Source organism: Rhodanobacter sp. KK11, from assembly GCF_033345435.1.
In the GTDB taxonomy this organism is placed as follows: domain Bacteria; phylum Pseudomonadota; class Gammaproteobacteria; order Xanthomonadales; family Rhodanobacteraceae; genus Rhodanobacter.
Genome location: NZ_JAWPMI010000003.1, coordinates 430,687 through 453,434, shown reverse-complemented (window position 1 = coordinate 453,434; position 22,748 = coordinate 430,687). Strand labels below are relative to the sequence as shown.

21 protein-coding genes and 1 tRNA gene are annotated in these 22,748 nt (G+C 67.6%); 10 read left to right on the top strand and 12 right to left on the bottom strand.

From position 1 onward, the window contains the following. Positions 1 to 5: 5 nt before the first annotated feature. The 3 genes from R5H19_RS10025 to R5H19_RS10015 are packed head-to-tail and all read left to right on the top strand — an operon-like array spanning position 6 to position 5,301. On the top strand, positions 6 to 1,424 hold the full coding sequence (locus R5H19_RS10025; RefSeq protein WP_318158846.1) for a DNA polymerase Y family protein: 1,419 nt from the start codon (positions 6 to 8) through the stop codon (positions 1,422 to 1,424). Further along, positions 1,421 to 4,672, top strand: coding sequence for an error-prone DNA polymerase (locus R5H19_RS10020; protein WP_318158845.1), 3,252 nt, complete (start codon positions 1,421 to 1,423; stop codon positions 4,670 to 4,672). The genes R5H19_RS10025 and R5H19_RS10020 overlap by 4 nt, the downstream gene beginning before the upstream one ends. 44 nt (positions 4,673 to 4,716) lie before the next feature. Continuing rightward, positions 4,717 to 5,301 carry an alpha-ketoglutarate-dependent dioxygenase AlkB gene (locus tag R5H19_RS10015; protein ID WP_318158953.1) on the top strand — a complete coding sequence of 195 codons (585 nt, stop codon included), beginning with the start codon at positions 4,717 to 4,719 and terminating at the stop codon, positions 5,299 to 5,301. A gap of 312 nt (positions 5,302 to 5,613) precedes the next feature. On the opposite strand, the gene R5H19_RS10010 is transcribed toward R5H19_RS10015, so the two are convergent. Then, a tRNA-Leu gene (locus tag R5H19_RS10010) sits at positions 5,614 to 5,700 on the bottom strand. 258 nt (positions 5,701 to 5,958) lie between these two features. Between R5H19_RS10010 and rnr the strand changes: the two genes are divergently transcribed. From rnr to sugE, 4 genes are all read left to right on the top strand, one after another. Next, a complete protein-coding gene (rnr, locus tag R5H19_RS10005; RefSeq protein ID WP_318158952.1) occupies positions 5,959 to 8,487 on the top strand; it encodes a ribonuclease R in 2,529 nt (842 codons plus the stop codon). Then, complete coding sequence (gene rlmB / locus R5H19_RS10000) at positions 8,484 to 9,230, top strand: 23S rRNA (guanosine(2251)-2'-O)-methyltransferase RlmB (protein WP_318158844.1); 747 nt, start codon at positions 8,484 to 8,486, stop codon at positions 9,228 to 9,230. Before rnr ends, rlmB begins: the two co-directional genes overlap by 4 nt. After that, the gene (locus R5H19_RS09995; RefSeq protein ID WP_318158843.1) at positions 9,227 to 9,496 is read left to right on the top strand and encodes a hypothetical protein; all 270 of its coding nucleotides are present in this window, start codon (positions 9,227 to 9,229) and stop codon (positions 9,494 to 9,496) included. Before rlmB ends, R5H19_RS09995 begins: the two co-directional genes overlap by 4 nt. 84 nt (positions 9,497 to 9,580) lie before the next feature. Then, positions 9,581 to 9,898, top strand: coding sequence for a quaternary ammonium compound efflux SMR transporter SugE (sugE, locus tag R5H19_RS09990; RefSeq protein ID WP_318158842.1), 318 nt, complete (start codon positions 9,581 to 9,583; stop codon positions 9,896 to 9,898). A 60-nt stretch (positions 9,899 to 9,958) separates the two neighbouring features. Here sugE and phoU read toward each other — a convergent pair whose 3' ends face one another. From phoU to rnt, 6 genes are all read right to left on the bottom strand, one after another. After that, positions 9,959 to 10,681, bottom strand: a complete 723-nt coding sequence (gene phoU / locus R5H19_RS09985; RefSeq protein WP_318158841.1) for a phosphate signaling complex protein PhoU — start codon at positions 10,679 to 10,681, stop codon at positions 9,959 to 9,961. Positions 10,682 to 10,698: 17 nt separating this feature from the next. Continuing rightward, positions 10,699 to 11,511: a phosphate ABC transporter ATP-binding protein PstB gene (gene pstB, locus R5H19_RS09980; RefSeq protein WP_318158840.1), complete on the bottom strand. Its 813-nt coding sequence runs from the start codon at positions 11,509 to 11,511 to the stop codon at positions 10,699 to 10,701. Then, positions 11,504 to 12,370: a phosphate ABC transporter permease PstA gene (pstA, locus tag R5H19_RS09975; protein WP_318158839.1), complete on the bottom strand. Its 867-nt coding sequence runs from the start codon at positions 12,368 to 12,370 to the stop codon at positions 11,504 to 11,506. Before pstA ends, pstB begins: the two co-directional genes overlap by 8 nt. Next, positions 12,370 to 13,389 carry a phosphate ABC transporter permease subunit PstC gene (gene pstC, locus R5H19_RS09970; protein ID WP_318158838.1) on the bottom strand — a complete coding sequence of 340 codons (1,020 nt, stop codon included), beginning with the start codon at positions 13,387 to 13,389 and terminating at the stop codon, positions 12,370 to 12,372. The genes pstA and pstC overlap by 1 nt, the downstream gene beginning before the upstream one ends. 76 nt (positions 13,390 to 13,465) lie before the next feature. Further along, positions 13,466 to 14,539: a phosphate ABC transporter substrate-binding protein PstS gene (pstS, locus tag R5H19_RS09965; protein ID WP_318158837.1), complete on the bottom strand. Its 1,074-nt coding sequence runs from the start codon at positions 14,537 to 14,539 to the stop codon at positions 13,466 to 13,468. A gap of 110 nt (positions 14,540 to 14,649) precedes the next feature. Continuing rightward, positions 14,650 to 15,309 (bottom strand): ribonuclease T, encoded by a 660-nt coding sequence (gene rnt, locus R5H19_RS09960; RefSeq protein WP_318158836.1) that lies wholly within the window; start codon positions 15,307 to 15,309, stop codon positions 14,650 to 14,652. Positions 15,310 to 15,558: 249 nt separating this feature from the next. Between rnt and R5H19_RS09955 the strand changes: the two genes are divergently transcribed. Continuing rightward, a complete protein-coding gene (locus R5H19_RS09955) occupies positions 15,559 to 16,818 on the top strand; it encodes a porin (RefSeq protein ID WP_318158835.1) in 1,260 nt (419 codons plus the stop codon). Positions 16,819 to 16,950: 132 nt separating this feature from the next. Here R5H19_RS09955 and hflD read toward each other — a convergent pair whose 3' ends face one another. From hflD to R5H19_RS09940, 3 genes are read right to left on the bottom strand one after another with little or no spacing between them, the layout of a single operon-like run. Then, complete coding sequence (gene hflD, locus R5H19_RS09950; protein ID WP_318158834.1) at positions 16,951 to 17,574, bottom strand: high frequency lysogenization protein HflD; 624 nt, start codon at positions 17,572 to 17,574, stop codon at positions 16,951 to 16,953. A 10-nt stretch (positions 17,575 to 17,584) separates the two neighbouring features. Beyond that, positions 17,585 to 18,733, bottom strand: coding sequence for a tRNA 2-thiouridine(34) synthase MnmA (gene mnmA / locus R5H19_RS09945; RefSeq protein WP_318158832.1), 1,149 nt, complete (start codon positions 18,731 to 18,733; stop codon positions 17,585 to 17,587). Beyond that, positions 18,730 to 19,215, bottom strand: coding sequence for an NUDIX hydrolase (locus tag R5H19_RS09940; protein WP_318158831.1), 486 nt, complete (start codon positions 19,213 to 19,215; stop codon positions 18,730 to 18,732). Before R5H19_RS09940 ends, mnmA begins: the two co-directional genes overlap by 4 nt. Positions 19,216 to 19,337: 122 nt before the next feature. Between R5H19_RS09940 and clpS the strand changes: the two genes are divergently transcribed. Both clpS and clpA read left to right on the top strand, forming a co-directional pair. Further along, positions 19,338 to 19,664 carry an ATP-dependent Clp protease adapter ClpS gene (clpS, locus tag R5H19_RS09935; RefSeq protein WP_318158830.1) on the top strand — a complete coding sequence of 109 codons (327 nt, stop codon included), beginning with the start codon at positions 19,338 to 19,340 and terminating at the stop codon, positions 19,662 to 19,664. 66 nt (positions 19,665 to 19,730) lie between these two features. After that, the gene (gene clpA / locus R5H19_RS09930) at positions 19,731 to 22,001 is read left to right on the top strand and encodes an ATP-dependent Clp protease ATP-binding subunit ClpA (protein WP_318158829.1); all 2,271 of its coding nucleotides are present in this window, start codon (positions 19,731 to 19,733) and stop codon (positions 21,999 to 22,001) included. Between the two features lie 114 nt (positions 22,002 to 22,115). Here clpA and infA read toward each other — a convergent pair whose 3' ends face one another. Both infA and R5H19_RS09920 read right to left on the bottom strand, forming a co-directional pair. After that, entirely contained in the window at positions 22,116 to 22,334 is a 219-nt protein-coding gene (gene infA, locus R5H19_RS09925) for a translation initiation factor IF-1 (protein ID WP_008436469.1), read from the bottom strand. A 107-nt stretch (positions 22,335 to 22,441) separates the two neighbouring features. Beyond that, positions 22,442 to 22,717, bottom strand: coding sequence for a polyhydroxyalkanoic acid system family protein (locus R5H19_RS09920; protein ID WP_318158828.1), 276 nt, complete (start codon positions 22,715 to 22,717; stop codon positions 22,442 to 22,444). Positions 22,718 to 22,748 lie beyond the last annotated feature (31 nt).

The following is a 22,748-nucleotide window of genomic DNA, read 5'->3' as shown; positions in this document are numbered from 1 at the left end:
CGCGCATGTTGTGGGCTTGCATACTGCTGCCGCAGCTGGCGCTGGACGCCGTCCTCCGCCGTTTGCCTGATCCTGCCGCGCCGCTGGCCCTGGTCGGCGGCTCGACGCAGTTGCGCACCCTGCATGCGGTCAATCCGGCCGCCGCCGCGGCCGGCCTGCGCGCCGGCATGCGCCTGACCGCCGCGCATGCGCTCCTGCCCGAGGTGGTGATGGTCGACTACGACCCGTCGGCCGAGGCGCGCTGGCAGCGGTTCCTAGCCGCCTGGGCGTACCGCCACAGTTCGCTGGTCAGCGCGCAGTGGCCGGGTTGCCTCGTGCTGGAGGTGCGCGCGAGCTTTGGCCTGCTCGGGCCGTGGCCGCGGATCGAGGCACGGCTGCGCGAGGAGCTCGCCGCCCTGGGCTTCGCGCATCGCATCGCGATGGCGCCGACGCCGCGTGCGGCGCGCGTGCTGGCCGGGCTGCGCGACGGATTGGCGGTCGCCGATGCCGGCGCCATGCAGAGCCTGCTGGGCCGCGTGCCGGTGCGTCGCGCGCTCTTGCCCGACGACGCCGGCGAGCGGTTGTACCGCATGGGGCTGCGCGACCTGAGCGCCGTACGCGCCTTGCCGGTCGACGGCCTGCGCCGGCGCTTCGGCGTGGCCTTGCTCGAGCACCTCGACCGGCTGTACGGCTGCATGGACGATCCGCTGGCGTACTACGCACCGCCCGACCGTTTCGATTCCTGCATCGAGCTGGAATGTGAAGTCGAAGGCCATACCGCGTTGCTGTTCCCGCTGCGCCGGATGATCGGCGACCTGTGCACCTGCCTGTCGATCCGCGACGGCGGCGTGCAGCGCTTCGTGTTGCGGCTGGAGCACAAGGACGCGTACACCGATGTCGAGGTCGGCTTGCTGGCGGCCGAGCGCGAGCCGGCGATGCTGTTCGAGCTGACCCGCGGCCGGCTGGAGCGCGTGCAGCTTCCGCAGCCTGTGGTGGCGATGCGCTTGCTGGCGCGGGAGCTACCACCATTCGTGCCGGCGACGCGCGACCTGTTCGACGTGCGCGCGCAGCAGACGCTGCCGTGGCCGCAGTTGCGCGAACGCCTGCGCGCGCGCCTCGGCGACACCGCGGTGCACCGGATCGCGCCGACCGGCGACCCGCGGCCGGAGCGGGCCTGGCGGCGCGTGGACGGCGACGCGGTGCGCATCGGCCAGGCGCCGGTGCGGCCGCCGCGGCCGCTGTGGCTGCTGCCCAGGCCCGTCCCGCTGCGCGATTTCCATTTCCGCATCGTCTCCGGCCCGGAACGACTGGAGAGCGGATGGTGGGACGGCGACGAGGCGCGGCGCGATTACTACATCCTGGAGACCTCGCGGGGGCAGCGCGCCTGGGCGTTCGCGCCGCCGGGCGAGCAGGGCGGCTGGATGCTGCACGGGTGGTTCGCATGAGTGGCGACGAGCTGGTCCACGGCGTCGCGCCCGATACACCGGGCGGTCGTCCGCCACGCGCGTGGGAGGTGGCGCAGCGACTCGGCCGGCGCGCTGCCAACGACGACGTGCACGACGATCTGCCGGCCTACGCGGAACTGCACTGCCTGTCGGACTTCTCGTTTCTGCGTGGCGCGGCGAGCGCGGAGGAACTGTTCCTGCGCGCGGTGCAGTGCGGCTACGAGGCGCTGGCGATCACCGACGAATGCTCGCTGGCCGGCATCGTGCGCGGCCTGGAGGCCTCGCGCGCCACCGACCTTCCGCTGATCGTCGGCAGCGAGTTCGCGCTGACCTGCGGTATCCGGTTCGTGCTGCTGGTCGAGACGCAGGCCGGCTACACGCGGCTGTGCGAGCTGATCACCGTGGCGCGTCGCGCCGCGCGCAAGGGCGAGTACCGGCTGGCGCGCGAGGACGTCGCGCGCGTCATCGCCGCATGTCCCGACGAAAGCGCGGAGTGCGGCCTGTTTGCGCTGTGGCTGCCGGCGCTCGAGCCCGACGAGTCGCAGGGGCAATGGTTGCGCACACTGCTGGGCGAGCGCGCCTACCTGGCGGTGGAACTGCACCGCGAACAGGACGATGCCGCGCGTCTGGCGCAGTTGCTCGCGCTGGCGTCGCGGCTGGGCATGGCCCCGGTCGCCTCCGGCGACGTGCACATGGACGTGCGCCGGCGGCGCGTGCTGCAGGACACGATGACCGCGATCCGCCACAACACGCCGTTGGCGGACTGCGGCGAGCACGTGTTCCGCAACGGGGAGCACCACCTGCGCACGCGGCGGGCGCTGGGCAACATCTATCCGCACGACCTGCTCGACGCGGCTGTCCGGCTGGCGCGGCGCTGTACCTTCCGCATGGACGAGGTGCGCTACGCGTATCCGGCCGAGCTGGTGCCCGCAGGCCACACTCCGGCGAGCTGGTTGCGCGCGCTGACCGGGAAGGGCCTGTGCGAGCGCTGGCCGAATGGCGTGCCGCCTCCGGTCGCGGCGCAGATCGAGAGCGAACTGGCCCTGATCGCGGAACTCAAGTACGAGGCGTTCTTCCTGACCGTGGAGGACATCGTGCGCTTCGCCCGCTCGCGCGACATCCTCTGCCAGGGGCGTGGCTCCTCGGCGAACTCCGCGGTGTGCTTCGCGCTCGGCATCACCGTGGTCAATCCCGCCGAGAGCCGGCTGTTGATGGCGCGCTTCCTGTCGCGCGAGCGCAACGAGCCGCCGGACATCGACGTCGACTTCGAGCACGAGCGACGCGAGGAAGTGCTGCAGTACGTCTACGCGAAGTACGGTCGTGAGCGCGCGGCGCTGGCCGCGACCGTGATCCGCTATCGAGGCAAGAGCGCGGTGCGCGACGTGGCCAAGGCGTTCGGATTGCCGCCGGACCAGATCGCGCTGCTCGCCGAATGCTTCGGCTGGGGCAACGGCGAGACGCCGATGGAGCAGCGCCTGCGCGAGGCCGGCTTCGATCCGGACAACCCGCTGATCGGGCGCGTGCTCGCTGTGACCGCGCAGCTGCGCGGCCATCCGCGCCACCTGTCGCAGCACGTCGGCGGCTTCGTGATCAGCGATGCGCCGCTGTCCACGGTGGTGCCGGTGGAGAACGCGGCGATGGTCGATCGCACGATCATCCAGTGGGACAAGGACGACCTGGACACGATGCGATTGCTCAAGGTCGACTGCCTTGCACTCGGCATGCTGACCTGCATCCGCAAGGCGGTCGCCCTGGTCGAGCGGCATCGCGGCTATGCCATCGACCTGGCGCGGCTACCGGCCGGCGATGCGCCGACCTATGCGCTGATCCAGGCGGCGGATACCGTCGGCGTGTTCCAGATCGAATCGCGCGCGCAGATGAGCATGCTGCCGCGGTTGAAGCCGGAGACGTTCTACGACCTGGTGATCGAGGTCGCGATCGTCCGGCCGGGCCCTATCCAGGGCGGGATGGTGCATCCGTACCTGCGCCGACGGCAGGGCAAGGAGTCCGTGGCATACCCCTCGCCGGAGATCGAGGACATCCTGCGACCCACCTTGGGCGTGCCGCTGTTCCAGGAACAGGTCATGGAGCTGGTCATCCATGCCGGCTACTCGCCGGAGCAGGCCGATGGCCTGCGCCGCTCCATGGCAGCGTGGGGGCGCGGTGGCGACATGGAGCCGCACCGCATGCGCATCCGCCAGTTGATGGAAGGCAAGGGCTACTCGTCCGCGTTCATCGACCAGATCTTCGAGCAGATCAAGGGCTTCGGCTCCTACGGCTTCCCGCAGTCGCATGCGGCCTCGTTCGCGAAATTGGTCTACATCAGCTGCTGGCTGAAGCGGCATGAACCGGCCGCGTTCGCGTGCGCGCTGCTCAACGCGCAGCCGATGGGTTTCTACTCGCCCGGCCAGGTCGTGCAGGACGCGCGCCGTGGCGCGGGAGCGCGCGCGCCGGTCGAGATTCGTCCGGTCGACGTGACCTGCAGCGACTGGGACAACACGCTCGAGGGCGGGCATGCGCGGCGGGGTGTCGACGACGGCGGGCAGCCCGCGCTGCGGCTGGGCCTGCGCCAGATCGCGGGCCTGTCGGAGGTGATGGCGCAGGCGATCGTCGCGGCGCGTGCGCAGGGCGCCTTCCGCGACGTGCGCGATCTGTGCCTGCGCGCTGGCCTCGACGAGAAGGCGCGCCGAGTGCTGGCCGAGGCCGGTGCGTTGCAGGCACTGGCCGGCCACCGGCATGCCGCGCGCTGGGCGGTGGCCGGCATCGAGCGCCAACGTCCGTTGCTGCCGGGCAGTCCCGATGAGGACGAGGTGGTACTGCCGGCGCCGACGTTGGGCGAGGACGTGCTGTCGGATTACCGCACGCTCGGCCTCACGCTGGAGGCGCATCCGATGTCGCTGCTGCGCCAGCGGCTGCGGCAGCAGCGCGTGCTCGACTCCAGCCAGCTGCGCGGCGTGCCGCACGGCCGCAACGTGCGTGCGGCCGGCATCGTCACCCAGCGCCAGCGCCCGGCCACGGCCAAGGGCACGATCTTCGTGACGATTGAGGATGAGCACGGCATGGTCAACATCGTGGTCTGGCCGGACGTGGCGCTGCGCCGGCGCAAGGCACTGCTCGGCGCGCGCCTGCTCGCCGTGCGCGGGCGCTGGGAACAGGTGGATGGCGTGCAGCACCTGATCGCGCACGATCTGCACGACCTGAGCCATCTGCTCGGCGAGCTGCGCACCACCTCGCGGGACTTCCATTGAGCCTGCACGCCCTGTCTCTTGCCGGCGACCTGTTCGCGCCGTCCATGGTGCAACTGGTCGCGGATGCTGAGGGCGGCATCCGCTACTGGCCGCATTTCATCGACGCGGATACGGCGCAGGCATGGTTCGATTGCCTGCAGAGGAACGCCGCCTGGTCCTCGCTGCAGCGGCCGATGTACGAGCGCGTCGTCGACGTGCCGCGGCTACTCGCCGGCCATGCGCTCGATGCGCTGCCGCCGCACCTGCCGATCGCCGATATCCTGGCGCGCGTGCAGGAGTTCGCGCCAGCGCCGTACACCCACGTCGGCATGAATCTCTACCGCGACGGCCGCGACAGCGTGTCGATGCACCACGACAAGCTGCATTCGCTGGTGGCCGGCCAGCCGATCACGCTGGTGTCGCTCGGGTCGACGCGCCGCATGCTGATCCGTGCGATCGGCGGGCGGCGCGAAACGATCGCGATCGATCTCGCGCCCGGCAGCCTGCTGCGCATGAGCCATGCTTCGCAGCTCACCCACGAGCACGGCATCCCGAAGACTCGGTGCGAGCAGGCAATGCGGATCAGCGTGGTGTTCCGCGCAAGGGTCACCGCGGTGGCCGATAGCCGGCGCACGGCGCCGGATGCGTGAGGGCGGGCGGTGGGTGTCTGCTATCTCTACGTGTTTTCGCTGGCCTGCGAGGGCATCCTCGAGCTCGGGCTCTCGCACGATCCGTATCGCGCGGGCGCTCTCGCGCCGCTCCTGCGAGTGCTTCGACCTCTCGTGCAGCGGGCTGGCCGAGTTCGCGGTAGGGACGCGCATCCGGAGGTGGAGGGTTTCGCCCCGTCGAACAGACCAAGAGCCGCGCATGTGTACCAACTTGTGTACCAAGCATGGGCCAGGCGCTCGAACGACCCCCTGAAAAGACGAAAGCCCGCATTGCTGCGGGCCTTCGTTTACAATTGGTGCCCAGGAGAGGACTCGAACCTCCACGGAGTTGCCCCCGCTAGCACCTGAAGCTAGTGCGTCTACCAATTCCGCCACCTGGGCAGGTGTCACGCCGCTCGGCGAGCTGCGTGAGCCGCGTAATTTAGGCATCTGCCGACGGCTTGTCAACACTTTTTCACATCCATTCATGGCGACGTGGCATGCTCCGCGGCGCAAACATCACAAGGATCTTGAGTGACCAGGAAAACTCCCCCTCGTTCCGGCCATCCCCGCGACGCGCATTCCGCGAAAAAGCCTGCCAAGCGGACGCCGCGAACCACCGCTGCACCGGACAAGCGCAACAAGGCCGCCGCCGGCGCCGTGCGCGACCCTTATGCCCATCGCGAGGCGCAGCGCTATGCGCGCCCGATTCCCAGCCGCGAGGCGATCCTCGCCCTGCTCGAAGAACGCGGCGAACTGCTGACCGAGGCGCGCATTGCCGAGGCGCTGGATATCCACGACGAAACCGACCTCGAGGCGCTGCGCAAGCGGCTTGCCGCGATGGTGCGCGACGGCCAACTGCTGCTGGGACGGCGCGGCGGCTACGCGCCGACGCGGAAACTCGATCTGATCGCCGGCGTGGTGCTGGCCAATACCGAAGGCTACGGCTTCCTGCGCCCCGACGAGGGCGGCGACGACCTGTACCTGTCGCCGCAGCAGATGCGCGCGGTGATGCACGGCGACCGCGTGCTGGCCAGCGTGGTCGGCATCGACCGCCGCGGTCGCCGGCAGGGTGCGATCGCCGAAGTGCTGCAGCGGCGTTCGCCGCGGCTGGTCGGCCGGGTGGTGATCGATGATGGCGTGACCTTGGTGACGCCGGACGATCGCCGCCTGAACCAGGACGTGATGATCAAGCCCGGTCGCGAGCTGGGCGCGCGTTCCGGCCAGATCGTGGTGGCCGAAATCACCGACCCGCCGACCTTGCAGCGTGGCCCGATCGGCGAGATCCGCGCGGTACTGGGCGAGCGGCTGGAACCCTCGCTGGTGGTGGAGATGGCGATCGCCAGCCACGACCTGCCGCACGAGTGGCCGGCCGAGGTGCTGCGTGATGCGGCGCAGGTGGAATCGACGGTGACCGCCGCCGAGCGCGAAGGCCGCAGCGATCTCCGTCAGTTGCCGCTGGTGACGATCGACGGCGCCGATGCGCGCGACTTCGACGACGCGGTGTATGCCGAGCCGAGGCGTGGCGGCGGCTGGCGCCTGATCGTGGCGATCGCCGACGTCTCGCATTACGTGCAGGTCGGCAACGCGCTGGATCGCGAGGCGCACGAGCGCAGCACCTCGACCTACTTCCCGGGCTTCGTGGTGCCGATGCTGCCGGAGACCCTGTCCAACGGCATCTGCTCGCTGAACCCGAGCGTCGAGCGGCTGTGCATGGTTTGCGACATGCTGGTCGACGCCGAGGGCAGCGTCACCAAGTCGAAGTTTTATGACGCCGTGATGAACTCGCATGCGCGGCTGACCTACGACAAGGTGTGGCAGGCCGTGGGCCTGCGCGAACCGGACGCGCGCCACGAGGTAGCCGACGTGCTGCCGCAGCTGGAGCACCTGCATGCGCTGTACAAGGCGATGGCGGCGCAGCGCAAGCGCCGCGGTGCGATCGACTTCGAGACGCCGGAAGTGAAGTTCCGCCTCGACCAGACCGGCGGTGTCGAATCGATGGGCGCGACCGAGCGCAACGACGCGCACAAGCTGATCGAGGAATGCATGATCGCCGCCAACGTGCAGGCGGCGCTGTTCCTGGAAAAGAAGAAGATCCCGGCGCTGTTCCGCGCGCACGAGCCGCCGCCGGCGGAGAAGTACGAGGACCTGCAGCAGTTCCTGCGCGAGTTCAAGCTGCGCATGCCACCGGTGGACGAAGTGACGCCGGCGGATTTCGCCGAGCTCCTGCGCATGGTGCAAGACCGCCCCGAGCGCGAATTGATCCAGTCGGTGCTGCTGCGCGCGCAGAGCATGGCCGCCTACCAGCCGGACAACCGCGGCCACTTCGGCCTGTCGCTGCAGGCGTATGCGCATTTCACCTCGCCGATCCGCCGCTACCCCGATCTGCTGGTGCACCGCGCGATCCGTTACGCGCTGACCGGCGGCAAGCCTTCCGACTACACCTATACGCCCGCCGAGATGGCGGCGATGGCGGTCCACTGCTCGCAGCGCGAGCGTCGTGCCGAGGAAGCCGAGCGCGACGTGGACGAGCGCTTCAAGTGCGCGTGGATGGAAAAGCACATCGGCAGCGAGTTCGACGGCGTGGTCACCGGCGTCACCTCGTTCGGCCTGTTCGTGGAACTGGATGAGTCGAAGGTGTCGGGCCTGGTGCACATCAGCCAGCTGATGAACGACTACTACCACTTCGACGCCACCCGCAAGCTGCTGAAGGGCGAGCGCACCGGCGCGCAGTTCCGCCTCGGCGACCACGTGCGCATCCAGGTGCTGCGCGCCAGCCTGGAGGATCGCAAGATCGACTTCCGGCTGGTTTCGCCGCGCACGCCGGCCACGCCGCCGGTCGGCAGCGGCAAGGCGTATGACTACGCCGCCGCGGGCGAGCGTTACTCGCTGCCGAAGAAGGCCGCCGCCACGACCAAGGCGCCGGGCATGTTCGGCCGTGCCGCCAAGGCGATCGGCCGTGCATTCGGCCGCAAGGAAGCCGAGGTCCCCGCACCGGCACCGCGCAAGGCCACGGCGAGCGATAATCCGCCGCCGCGTGCGCAGCCGGCGGGCCGCAAGGCCGAGCCGTCGTCCGACCGTCGCCCGCGCAAGGATGGTTCGGCCAGGCGTGGGCCGGCTCCGGTTGCCGCTTCATCGGCACCGAAGAAACACGGCGGTCGCAAACCGAAACCGAAAGGCAAGCCATGAGCGAGAGCTGGATTGTCGGCATCAACCCGGTCGAAGGCGCGTTGAGCAACGACGCCGAGCGCGTGCGCGAGGTGCTGGTCGAGAACGGCCAGCGCAACGCCCGCGTGCTGGATCTGGCCGAGCGCGCGAAGAAGCTGAAGATCCCGGTGCAGCACCGTCCGCGCGACGAGCTGGACCGGTTGGCCGGCGAGGCGCGCCACCAGGGCGTGGCGGCACGTTACGAAGCCGCGCCGGCCGCGCACGAAAGCGACCTGGCCGGCCTGCTGGAGCGCGACGGCAGCGACACGCTGGTGCTGGTGCTCGACGGCGTCACCGATCCGCACAACCTCGGCGCCTGCCTGCGCAGCGCAGCGGCGGCGAAGGTCACCGCGGTGATCGTGCCGAAGGACCGCGCGGTCGGGCTGACTCCGGTGGTGCGCCGCGCCTCGGCCGGCGGCGCCGACCGGGTGCCGCTGGTCGCGGTGACCAACCTGGCGCGCACGCTGCGCGAGCTGAAGGACGCCGGCGTGTGGATCACCGGCCTGGCCGGTGACACCGACACCACCATCTACGGCGTCGATTTCAAGGGGCCGGTGGCGCTGGTGCTGGGCAGCGAAGGCGAGGGCATCCGCCGGCTCACCCGCGAACTGTGCGATTTCGTGGCGAAGATCCCGATGCCGGGCACCATGGAAAGCCTCAACGTCTCGGTCGCCACGGGAGTGGTGCTGTTCGAGGCCTTGCGTCAGCGCGGAGCGAAACGATGAGCTTCTTCTGGTACGACTGGGCCGGTTACCTCGGCGTGGCGCTGGTGCTGCTGGCGTTCTTCCTGCTGCAGGAACGCAAGCTGCAAGGCAGCGGGTTGGTCTATCAGCTGATGAACGTGCTGGGTGCGATCGGCGTGATGCTGTCGCTGGGGTTCGGCAATTTCAACCTGGCGGCGTTCATCATGCAGGTGGCCTGGTTGCTGATCGGCAGCTATGGCATCGTGCGCGGCGTCCAGCGTCGCCGCAAGGCGCGCGAGTTGCCGTAGTAAGGTAGCCCGCCGGCGCGGGGACGACCCCCGCGCGCTTTTCCAGCGCGGGGACGGCCCTGCAGCAAACCGAGGAGCGTCGTCATGGCGTGGATCTATCTGTTGCTGGCCGGATTGTTCGAAGTCGTGTGGGCCATCGGCCTCAAGTACACCGACGGTTTCAGCCGGCTGTGGCCCAGCGCGGGCACGCTGGCGGCGATGGCGGTCAGCATCGTGCTGCTGGCGCTGGCGGTGAAGACGCTGCCGATCGGCACCGCCTATGCGGTATGGACCGGCATCGGCGCGGTCGGCGCGGTGGCGCTGGGCATCGTGCTGTTCGGTGACCCGGCCACGTGGCCGCGGCTGCTGTGCGTGGCACTGATTCTGACGGGCATCGTCGGCCTCAAGCTCACCGCCAACTAGCTGAAGCCCAGTTGCGCAGGGTGGGCCGTGGCCGCCCTGCGGGGCAGCGTACGCTGAAGGTCATTCGCCGAGCTTGGTGGTCTCCGGGCTCGAGGTCAGATCGCGCTTGCTGCGCTGCTTGTCCAGCGGCTCGCCGGTGACCTGGAACCACACGTTCTCGGCGATGTTGGTGGCGTGGTCGCCGATGCGCTCGATGTTCTTGGCCATGAACAAGAGGTGGGTGCACGGGGTGATGTTGCGCGGGTCTTCCATCATGTAGGTGAGCAGCTGACGGAAGTAGCCGGTATAGGCCTCGTCCAGCACCACGTCATCCTTCCACACCCGATAAGCGCGCTCGGTATCGCGGTCGCGGTAGGCCGCCAGCACTTCACGCACCTCGCTGGCGGCCAGCGTGGCCAACTGGTGCAGGCCGCCGACCGGCGCCACCGGCGCCACCATCGACAGCGGGATCGAGCGCTTGGCGACGTTGGCGGCGTAGTCGCCGATGCGTTCGATGTCCGAGGCGATGCGCAGCGCGGCGTACACGTTGCGCAGGTCGCCGGCCATCGGCGCGCGCAGTGCCAGCAGGCGCACCACGTCATGGCCGATTTCCTGCTCCAACTGGTCGATCGCGTCGTCGTTGCCGACCACGCGCTGGGCGGCGCGCTCGTCGCGGCGTTCGAGCACGTCGATGGCGGCTTCCAGCTGGGTCACCGACAGCTCGCCCATGCGCACGATCTCGCCGGTGAGCCGGGCCAGTTCGCTGTCGTAACTCTTGATGATGTGGTCGGTGCCGGTGTTCATGGTGTGGTCCTGTGTGATCAGCCGAAGCGCCCGGTGATGTAATCCTCGGTCTGCTTCTTGCCCGGCTTGGTGAAGATCTTCTCGGTCTGGTCGAACTCGATCAGCTCGCCCAGGTACATGAAGGCGGTGAGGTCGGAGACGCGCGCCGCCTGCTGCATGTTGTGGGTGACGATGACGATGGTGAACTGGCTTTTCAACTCTTCCACCAACTGCTCGATGCGGCTGGTGGCGATCGGGTCGAGCGCCGAGGTCGGCTCGTCCAGCAGCAGCACTTCCGGCTTCAGCGCGATCGCGCGGGCAATGCACAGGCGCTGCTGCTGGCCGCCGGAAAGGCCGAGCGCATTCTGCTTGAGCTTGTCCTTCACCTCGTCCCACAACGCGGCGCTGCGCAGCGCCTGTTCGACGCGGCCTTCCATGTCCGGCTTCGACAGCTTTTCGTGGTGGCGGATGCCGTAGGCCACGTTCTCGAAGATCGTCATCGGGAACGGCACCGGCTTCTGGAACACCATGCCGATCTTGCTGCGCAGGCGGTTCAGCGAGTAGCCGGGGTCGAGGATGTTCTCGCCGTCCAGTTCGATCGAGCCTTTCGCCTCCAGCTTCGGGTAGATCGCGTAGATGCGGTTGAAGATCCGCAACAGGGTCGACTTGCCGCAGCCGGACGGGCCGATGATCGCGGTGACCCGCTTCTCCGGGATGTCCATGCTGATGCCCTTCAGCGCCTGGAAGCCGTTGTAGTAGAAGTGCAGGTCGCGCACGACGAGCTTGGGCGCAACTGCCGCCGCTGCCGCCGCCACCGGCGTCGGGTTCATGGCGAGGGCGGAATCAGTCATGGGACACCTTGGTGCGGGAAAGGATCAGGCGCGAGGCCAGGCTCAGCAGCAGCACGAACATGGTGATCACGAACGCGCCGGCCCAGGCCAGGGCGTGCATCGCCTCGCCCGGGTCGTTGGCGTACTGGTAGATGATCTGCGGCAGGCTGGACATCTTGTCCATCGGGTTGAACGCCATGTAGTTGTTGCCGAACGCGGTGAACAGCAGCGGCGCGGTCTCGCCACTGATCCGCGCCAGCGCCAGCAGCACGCCGGTGATGATGCCCGAGCGCGCGGCACGGATCAGGATCTGCAAGGTCAGCTTCCACTGCGGCACGCCCAGCGACAGCGCCGCCTCGCGCAGCGTGGACGGCACCAGTCGCAGCATCTCGTCGGTGGTGCGCACGATCACCGGCAGGGCGATCAGCGCCAGCGCCACGCCGCCGGCAAAGCCGGAGAACGTGGTCGAACCGTGGGTGAGGGCAGTGCTCGGCAGCACGATGATGGTGTAGACGAACAGGCCCATCACGATAGACGGCGCCGACAGCAGGATGTCGTTGAGGAAGCGGATCGACTCGCCCAGCCGGGTGCGGTTCGCGTATTCGGCCAGCCAGGTGCCGGCCAGCACGCCGATCGGCGTGGCGATGCCGATGCCGATGAAGTTGATGATCAGGCTGCCGACCATGGAGTTCAGCAGGCCGCCGTCCTCGCCGTAGGCGGTGACCTTGGTGAACAGCTTCAGGTCCAGCGCGCCGATGCCCTGGCGCAGGGTTTCCCACAGGATCCAGGCGAGGAAGGCCAGGCCGATCACGGTGGCCAGCGTGCTCAGCACCATCGCCAGCGCGTTGGTGAGGCGGCGGCGCAGGTACAGCGCACTCATCAGCGCCCCTCCTTGTTGGCCAGCCGGCGCAGCATCAGCCGCGCGATCAGCAACACGATGAAGGTGACCACGAACAGCAGGAAGGCCAGCGCCATCAGCGCGGATTTCTGCAGGCCGACCGCCTCGCTGAACTGGTTGGCGATGGTCGAGGCGATCGATGCGCCGGGATCGAGCAGCGAGGCCGACAGGTGCATGGCGTTGCCGAGCACGAAGGTCACCGCCATGGTCTCGCCAAGCGCACGGCCGAGACCGAGGAAGATGCCACCGATCACCGCCGAGCGGGTGTATGGCAGCACGATGTCCCAGGACACCTCCCAGGTGCTGGAGCCCAGCGCATAGGCCGATTCCTTCAGCCGGGTCGGCACGGTCTGGAACACCTCGCGCATCACCGAGGAGATGAACGGGATGATCATGATCGCCAGCACGATGCCGGCGACCAGGATGCTGGCGCCGAACGGATAGTCGCTGCCGAACAGCTTGCCGACGAACGGCACGTGCTCGGCCACCCACGACAGCTTGCCGTCGTCAGGCTTGTTGCCCAGGTTGTTGGTCAGCCACGGTTTGATGTGGTCAGCGAAGAACGGGGCGAAGATGAACAACCCCCACATGCCGTAGATGATCGAGGGGATGCCCGCCAGCAGTTCGATCGCCGAGGCGACCGGCGTGCGCAGCCAGGCGGGCGCCACTTCGGAAAGGTAGACCGCGATGCCGAAGCTGATCGGCACCGCAATCAGCAGCGCGATGAACGAGGTGATCACCGTGCCGTAGACCGGCACCAGGGCGCCGTAGACCTCGTTGCCCGGGTCCCACGCCGAGCTGACCAGGAAGTGCCAGCCGAACGTGCCGAAGGCGTCGCGGCCGCCCCACAACGTGGCGCCGGCGGCGCCGAGCAGGGAGGCCAGCACGATCAGCGCACAGCCCTTCAACAGCCAGCGGAACAGCCGCTCGTGGCGTGCGTCGCGACGGCTGCGCTGTTCCAGGATGTCGGTGGTTGAAATGACCGTGTCGATCGCTGGCATGATGGTCCAGTGGTGCGGGGATGGAAACTCGCACTCCCCCGCCGACCGAGCCGGCGGGGGAGTGCGTTTTACTGCATCAATGCTTGAACTCGGATGCCCAGTACGCCTCGATCTGGCTGACCAGCGATGCCGGCAGCGGTACGTAATCCAGCGCGGTGGCGGCCTGCTGGCCCTGCTCCAGGGCGAACTTGAAGAAGTCGAACGCCACCTTGCTGTTGGCCGCATTCTTCGGGTTCTTGTACATGATCATCCAGACCGTCGCCGTGATCGGCCACGCCTGCTCGCCCGGAGCGTTGGTCATGATCAGGTTGAAGTCCTTGGCGCTGGCCCAATCGGCCGTCGCGGCGGCGGCGGCGAAGCTGGCGGCGGTCGGCGAGACGACGTTGCCGGTGGAGTTCTTCAGGTCGACCCAGCTGATCTTGTTCTTCACCGCGTAGGCGTACTCGACGTAGCCGATCGAGCCCTTGATCTGGCGCACGTACTGCGAGACGCCCTCATTGCCCTTGCCGCCCACGCCGGTCGGCCATTCCACGGCGGTGCCGAACTTCACCTTGCTGGCCCACTCCGGGCTGACCTTGGACAGGTAGTTGGTGAAGTTGAACGAGGTACCCGAACCGTCCGAGCGGTGCACCACGGTGATTTTGCCGGCGGGCAGGCTGAGGCCAGCGTTCAGTGCCGCGATCTTCGGGTCGTTCCAGTTGATGATCTTGCCCAGGAAGATGTCGGCGAGAGTGGTGCCGTCCAGCTTGATCTGGCCCGGCGTCACGCCGGCGATGTTGACGACCGGAACGATGCCGCCGACCACCAGTGGAAACTGGCCGAGGCCGAACTTCTGCAGGTCTTCGGTCTTCATCGGTGCGTCGGAGGCGCCAAAGTCGATGGTGCCTTCCTTGATCTGCGCGATGCCTGCACCCGAGCCCACCGACTGGTAGTTGAGGTGGTTGCCGGTCTTTTCGGCGTACGCGGCCGACCACTTGGACATGACCGGATAGACGAAGCTGGAGCCGGCGCCGGTGATGTCGGTGGCGTGGGCGGCTGCACCGAAGGTCGCGGCTACCGCGAGCGTAGCTGCGGCGGCGAAGCGAAGCGGGGAATGCTTGATGGTCAACACGGTAGCTCCTTGGAGGGACGTCGGATGCGACCCCACCATTTCAGGCTTTTCGTGTTGCCATTGAATGAAGTGAATGTTGCATTCGTATGACAGACTGTCACACGGCCGTTTCGCGGCAGGGCAGGCGGTGCCCGCCCTGCCGCGCAGGGTCAGGCCGCGCTGGGGCTGCCGTGTGCCTGCTCCAGCAGCTCCAACTGGCGCCAGCGGTTGACTACGCTGCAGAACAGTTCGGCGGTGCGCTCGGCGTCATATACCGCCGAATGCGCCTCGCGGCTGTCGAACGCATGGCCGGCCGCCAGCACCGCCTTGCTCAGCACGGTCTGGCCGTAGGCGAGGCCGCCAAGGCTGACCGTATCGAAGCAGCTGAACGGGTGGAAGGGGTTGCGCTTGTGGCCGCTGCGGCGCACCGCCTGATTCAGAAAGCCCAGGTCGAACGCGGCGTTGTGGCCCACCAGGATCGCCCGCTGGCAGCCGGCCTCGCGCACCGCTTCGCGCACCACATGGAAGATATGGTCCAGCGCCTGGCGCTCGGCCAGCGCACCGCGCAGCGGGTTGCCTGGGTCGATGCCGGTGATTTCCAGCGAACGCGGGTCCAGGTTCGCGCCAGGAAAAGGCTCCACGTGCGTGGATACAGTGGGTTGCAGCTGCAGGTAGCCGCCTTCGTCCATGGCCAGCGGCACCGCGGCAATTTCGAGCAGGGCGTCATGCTCGGCATCGAAGCCGCCGGTTTCCACGTCGACCACCACGGGCAGGAAGCCGCGGAACCGCTCGGCCATGCGCGGCGCGATGCTGTTGCTGAGAATATCCATCGGCGAAGCATATCAGCCGCCGCAAGGGCCGCCCCGGCAGCCGCTGGGCGCCGTCGACCGGTGGCGGCATGCTGGTACCGGCGTGACGTATGCGGCGCAGTTTTTCGACCGTCGACTGCTTGTCTTGAAGCTGTCATCAAAACGGCATCCTGCGGTAAAAAAACCTCGGCAAACTTTTAACGAATCGCTGGCCGGCCATCGGATCGATGGGGCAATCGATATGTCTTCCACCCAAATGCGGAGAATCACATGCGTTCCAAATTGATGGCGGCGGCGATCGTCGCCGGCCTCGGCATCACCAGCTTCACGGCTGCTGCGGCACCCGCACAGCAAAGGACGACGCCGGCTGCCAGCAGCGCCGAGGTCGAGATGCTGAAGGCGCAGCTTGCCGCGCTGCAGGCCAAGGTGGACGAACTGGAGCAGCGCACCGACGCCCAGTCCGAGATCAACGTCAGCACCGGCCAGGCGGTGGAGAAGGCCACCAACGTGACGGCGGCCAGCGACAAGAAGCTCGCCGCGCTGTCGAAGGCGATCAACAACACCACGCTGTCGGGCAAGATGTTCTTCGACTTCACCAGCATCGACGACAAGAACAGCGACAAGGGCAAGAGCGACAAGTCCGGCATCGGCCTGGACGTGAAGCGCTTCTACCTCGGCGTCGACCACAAGTTCAACGACATCTGGTCGGCCAACCTCACCACCGATTTCAACTATGCCAGCAGCGACGGCCAGACCAGCGTGTTCGTCAAGAAGGCCTACGTGCAGGGCAAGTTCGACGACGCCGCGGTGTTCCGCGTCGGTTCGTCCGACATGCCGTGGATCCCGTTCGCCGAGAAGTACTACGGCTTCCGCTACGTCGAGAACACCATCACCGACCGCCTGAAGTACGGCAACTCCGCCGACTGGGGCCTGCACCTGGGCGGCGACATCGGCGCCAGCAAGTCGCTCAACTACGCGGTGTCGGTGGTCAACGGCAACGGCTACAAGAACCCGGGCCGCAGCAAGGGCGTGGATTTCGAGGGACGCGTGGGCTTTGTGCCGTTCGAGAACATGGTGGTGGCGGTCGGCGGCTACAGCGGCCATCGCGGCCAGGAAACCGAGAACATCGCCGCGGCACACACCGCCGAGCGTGGCGACTTCATGCTGGCCTACGCCAGCAAGGCGTTCCGCCTCGGCGCCGAGTACTTCACCGCGAAGAACTGGAACAACGTGCTCAGCCCGCTGGCCGACAAGGCCGACGGTTACTCGGTCTGGGGCAGCGTGGCGGTGGCCGACAACGTGAACCTGTTCGCCCGCTACGACAATGCCAAGCTCAGCAAGAACCTGGATCGCGATGCCAAGGACACCTATTACAACGCCGGTGTCGAGTACCAGGTGACCAAGGGCTTCAAGCTGGCCGGCGTGTGGAAGCATGGCAAGGTCGACAAGTCGGTGGCCAACCCGGTGCCGCCGCACGTGCAGAACACCAAGACCAACGAGATCGGCGTGTTCGGCGAAGTGTCATTCTGATGCAATGCGCAGGCGGCATGCTGCCTGCGCGGAATGAGTGACGAACGGTCTATCGCAACGGAGTTCCACCCATGGACGGAAAACGGCGGGCAGCAGCCCGCCGTTTGCTTTTCCGCCGCAGGCAAATTGCCGTCAGCGATTGTCCAGCGTAGCCCCGGTCAGCAGGCCGCGCGCCAGCATGCTGCACTGGCGCCGGTACAGCAGCAGCTGCCACTGGCGGCCGCCGAGCTGCCGCCACAGCACCGCCGAGCGCACGGCGGCAAGCAGGTTGGTGCGCACCTTTTCCACCACGCTGGCCTGCTGCAGTTGCTGCGGATTGCCGCTGACCATCACGCGCGGCCTGAGGATCGACAGGGTGGAGGCGTAGACCTCGGCCAGCCTGCTGGTGACCTGGCTGGAGTCCTGCCCGAAGTGCTCGACCTGGCGCTGCGCGGCGATGATGCCCTGCTGCAGTTTCTCCAGCAGGTCCGCGCGCGCCGACAGGCTTCGTTCCAGCCGCATCACGGTCACCGTCATGCGCGTCACCGACATGTCGGGGGTGCTTTCGTCCAGCTGTGCGATCAGCGTGCGCAGCCCGAGCCGCACATTCGAGATGTTGCCGTACACGCCGACCACCGACGGCGCGTCGATGCGGAACACGCTGGCCACGCTGGCTTCCATCGCGCCCTCGTCGCAGCGCCCCTCGTTGGCCAGTTGCTGCGCCAATGCGCAGGCCTGGAACAGGCCGGCGAGGGCGAGCACGCGTTCTTCGGTCATGGAAAAGGTTTCAAACACGGGACTGCGATTCTCTTGCTGGGGGCGTGGTGGAGGGGACGAATGCCGGCAGCAGGCCGCCGTAGGGCGCATCGGTGGCGGCGATCACCGCGCCGCCGAGGCAGACCTCGCCATCGTAGAAGACCACCGACTGCCCGGGGGTGACGGCGCGCTGGGGAGTGTCGAAGCGTACCTCAAGTCCGTCGCCGGTCACCTCGACTTCGCAGGCCTGGTCGACCTGGCGGTAGCGGGTGCGCGCGGTGCAGCGGAAGCGGGTGGCGGGCGCGGCGCCGTCGACCCAGCTGGGCGTCTCCGAGCGCAGCCGGCGCGAGTACAGCCAGTGGTTCTCGCCGCCCTGGGCCACGTACAGCACGTTGGACGCCACGTCCTTGCCGACCACGTACCAGGCTTGGCCGCCGGCACCGTGGCGGCCGCCGATGCCCAGCCCGCTGCGCTGGCCCAGGGTGTAGTACATCACGCCCTGGTGCTGGCCGATCAACTCGCCATCAGGGCTGCGCATCTCGCCGGGGCGGGCGGGGATGTACTGCGACAGGAAGCCGCGGAAATCACGCTCGCCGATGAAACAGATACCGGTGGAGTCCTTCTTCGCGTGAGTCGGCAGGGCCGCCTCGCGGGCCATTTCGCGCACACGCGGCTTCTCGATCCCGCCCAGCGGGAACAGCGTGGCGGCCAGTTGCCGCTGGCCCAGCGCGTGCAGGAAGTAGCTCTGGTCCTTGGCCGCGTCCACCGCGCGCAGCAGCCGGTAGCGGCCGTCCACGCAGTCGACGCGGGCATAGTGGCCGGTGGCGATCTTGTCGGCGCCCAGCGCGCGGGCCTCGTCGAGGAAGGTCTTGAACTTGATCTCGCGATTGCACAGCACGTCGGGGTTCGGCGTGCGCCCGGCGCGGTACTCGGCGAGGAAGTGCTCGAACACGCCGTCCCAGTATTCGGCGGCGAAGTTGCGTGCATGGAACGGGATGCCGAGCCGGCCGCATACCGCCACGGCGTCCTTGCGGTCGGCGTCGGTGGTGCAGGGGCCGGAGCGGTCGTCCTCCTCCCAGTTCTGCATGAACAGGCCCTCGACCTCGTAGCCGGCCTGCTGCAGCAGCAGGGCCGCCACCGAGGAGTCGACGCCGCCGGAAATGCCCACCATCACCTTCACGGCTTGCCGCCTCCGGGCAGGTGGCCGAGAGTGTCCAGCGGCAGTCGCTGGCCGCCGAGCCACAGGTCGATGCTGTGCAGGATCATCGGGCTGCGCAGACGCTCACCCAGTGCGGCGATTTCGGCCCGGGTCAGCCACGCGGCGCGGCGGATGTCGGTGTCCAGCGGGCGGTCCGGGTCATGGCTGAGCGCACGGGCGGCGAAGCTGAAGCGGACCACCGCGTCGCCATGCTCGGTGCTGTGCCACTGGTGCACGCCGACCAGGTGCTGCAGGGCCACCGTCCAGCCGGTTTCCTCCAGTGTCTCGCGTACGGCGGCCGCGGCAAGGGTCTCGCCGTCTTCCAGGTGGCCGGCCGGCTGGTTCCAGACAAGCCGGCCGGCGACTTCTTCCTCGACCATCAGATAGCGCCCGTCCCTGGCCACCACGCAGGCGACGGTGACGTGCGGGCGCCAGATCTCGGCAAAGGGGGCGGAATCGGCCATGGCGGGGTGGGCGGGGACTGGAAAAGCAGCCATTGTGCCATCACCTCCCTTGTCACACCGCGGCCGGGTGAAATCGGTACCGCGGCGTATACTTGGAACCAGAGATCACACCCCAAGAAACCATGGCCCACGAACCCGAACACGAGCAAGACGGCGGCCGCGGCCTGGCGCTGGAAACCGCAAAGCCCGAGGTGGCGCGACCTCCACTGTTCCAGGTGCTGCTGCTGAACGACGACTTCACCCCGATGGACTTCGTGGTCGAGGTGTTGCGCACCTTTTTCAACCTGGATCAGGAGCAGGCGGTGCAGGTGATGCTGCATGTCCACACGCGCGGCCGGGGTGTTTGCGGTGTATTTACCCGCGAGGTGGCCGAAACCAAGGTAACCCACGTCAACGAATATTCACGTTCCCACCAGCACCCGTTGTTGTGCACTATGGAAAAGCTTTGAGCACCCCCACTTTGGGTTCATTGCGGCGCTGAAGGCCGTTCACCCCATAAAGCGGAGACGATCCGAATGTTCAGCAAGGATCTGGAAGTCACCATCGGCCATTGCTACAAGCGGGCTCGCGAACAGCGCCATGAGTTCATGACGGTAGAGCACCTGTTGCTGGCGCTGACCGAGAACCAGTCGGCGCTGGGTGCGCTGCGCGCCTGCGGCGTGGACCTGCCGCGGCTGTCGGCCGACCTGGAACGCATCATCAACGAAACCGTGCCGGTGCTGCCGTCCGGCGACGAGCGCGATACGCAACCCACGCTGGGTTTCCAGCGCGTGCTGCAGCGCGCGGTGTACCACGTGCAATCCTCCGGGCGGAAGGAGGTCACCGGCGCGAACGTGCTGGTGGCGATCTTCGGCGAGAAGGATTCGCACGCGGTGTACTTCATGCATCAGCAGGAAATCACCCGGCTCGACGTGGTCAACTACATCTCGCACGGTATCGCCAAGATCGGCGACGAGCCGGCCGCCAGCGCGTCCGGCGGCGAGCGCGAAGGCGAGGAGGGCGGCGAGGCCAAGGGCAATCCGCTGCACGAATTCGCCAGCAACCTCAACGAGCTGGCGCTGGAAGGCAAGATCGACCCGCTGATCGGCCGCACCGACGAGATCGAGCGCACCATCCAGGTGCTGTGCCGCCGGCGCAAGAACAACCCGCTGTACGTGGGCGAGGCCGGCGTGGGCAAGACCGCGCTGGCCGAGGGCCTGGCCAAGCGCATCGTCGACGGCGAGGTGCCCGAGGTGCTGGAGAGCGCCACCATCTGGTCGCTCGACCTGGGCGCGCTGGTGGCCGGCACCAAGTACCGCGGCGACTTCGAGAAGCGCCTGAAGAGCGTGATCGCGCAGCTGAAGAAGCAGCCGGGCGCGATCCTGTTCATCGACGAAATCCATACCATCATCGGCGCCGGCTCGGCCTCCGGCGGTACCATGGACGCCTCCAATCTGATCAAGCCGATGCTGGCCTCCGGCGAGCTGCGCTGCATCGGCTCGACCACCTTCCAGGAATACCGCGGCGTGTTCGAGAAGGACCGTGCGCTGGCCCGCCGCTTCCAGAAGATCGACGTGGTCGAGCCCACCGTGGCCGACAGCATCGAGATCCTCAAGGGCCTGCGCTCGCGCTTCGAGGAACACCACCACGTGGCCTACACCAACGAGGCGCTGAAGGCGGCGGTGGACCTGTCGGTCAAGCACATCCCCGATCGGCTGCTGCCGGACAAGGCGATCGACGTGATCGACGAGGCCGGCGCGCGCCAGCGGCTGCTGCCGGAAGACCAGCGCACCGGCACGGTCGACGTGGGCGAGGTCGAGTACATCGTGGCGAAGATGGCGCGGATCCCGGCCAAGCAGGTCTCCGCTTCCGACCGCGACGTGCTGAAGAACCTCGAGCGCAACCTGAAGATGGTGGTGTTCGGGCAGGACCCGGCGATCGAGGCGCTGGCCGCGTCGATCAAGATGGCCCGCTCGGGTCTGGCCGATCCGTCCAAGCCGATCGGCTGCTTCCTGCTCGCCGGCCCCACCGGCGTGGGCAAGACCGAGGTGACCAAGCAACTGGCGATGCAGCTGGGCATCGAGATGATCCGTTTCGACATGTCCGAATACATGGAAGGGCATTCGGTGTCGCGGCTGGTCGGCGCGCCCCCGGGCTACGTCGGCTTCGACCAGGGCGGCCTGCTGACCGAGGCGGTCACCAAGCATCCGCACGCGGTGCTGCTGCTGGACGAGATCGAGAAGGCGCACCCGGACGTGTTCAACATCCTGCTGCAGGTGATGGACCGCGGCGTGCTGACCGACACCAACGGCCGCGAGGCGAACTTCAAGAACGTGGTGGTGGTGATGACCACCAACGCGGGTGCGGCGATCGCCGCGCGGCGCAGCATGGGCTTCGTCGAGCAGAAGCACGAATCGGACGCGATGGAAGTGATCCGCCGCATCTTCACGCCGGAGTTCCGCAACCGGCTGGACGCGATCATCCAGTTCGCCGCGCTCGATTTCGAGCACATCCTGCGCGTGGTCGACAAGTTCCTGATCGAGCTGGAAAGCCAGCTGACCGAGAAGCGGGTTAGCCTGGACGTGGACGCGGACGCCCGCCGCTGGCTGGCCGAGCACGGCTTCGACCCGCAGATGGGCGCACGCCCGATGGCGCGGGTGATCCAGGAGAAGGTGAAGCGCCCGCTGGCCGACGAGCTCTTGTTCGGCAAGCTGGCCGAGGGTGGCGTGGTCCGCCTGAGTGTGGTGGACGGCGAACTGAAGGTCGACTGCAAGGCGGCCGAAAAGCTGCCGGCCGTGGTCGAGTAAGCTGAACGAAGGGCAAAGCAAAGGCGGCGCATGGCGCCGCCTTTGTCGTGCCCGACACCCCCATCCCGCGAGCGCAGCACCGCGTACGGGCGCGGTCGCCCGGCGCAGACGCGCTTACTTCATGCGGTAGGTGATGCGTCCCTTGCTCAGGTCGTACGGGGTCATTTCAATCTTGACCTTGTCGCCGGTAAGGATGCGGATGTAGTGCTTGCGCATGCGGCCGGAGATGTGGGCGACGATGACGTGCCCGTTCTCCAACTGCACACGAAACATGGTGTTCGGCAGGGTCTCCTGGACCGTGCCTTCCATTTCGATGACGTCGTCTTTGGCCATGTGTTCCGGGGGTCACGCACAGCCGTCATGGCTGCGTAAGCCGTCGATTATGCCACGGATGAGTGCGTGGTTAAAGAATCATCAACGCTGATCCGTACCGGCCCGAATCAGGCGAAATGCTCGTCCAGCTTGCGCCGGATCTCCTGCTCGACCACGCCCTTCAGCGGTGCCAGCAACAGGCCCAGCTCGGCCCTGACCTGGATCGCGTCACTGCTCACGGCGATCGAGCCGCTGACGCCGGGCCGGGAAAACAGCAGGGTGTCGTCCTGCCAGCGGCCCTCCATGCCGAATTTCTCGCGCATGCGCGCGGCGACCTGGTCGACCACGGCACGGGCCTCGGCGACCGGCAACTGGTGCGGGCGGCGGATATCGATCTTGGGCATGGCGGATTCCGGGTCGAAAGCTCCATCTTAA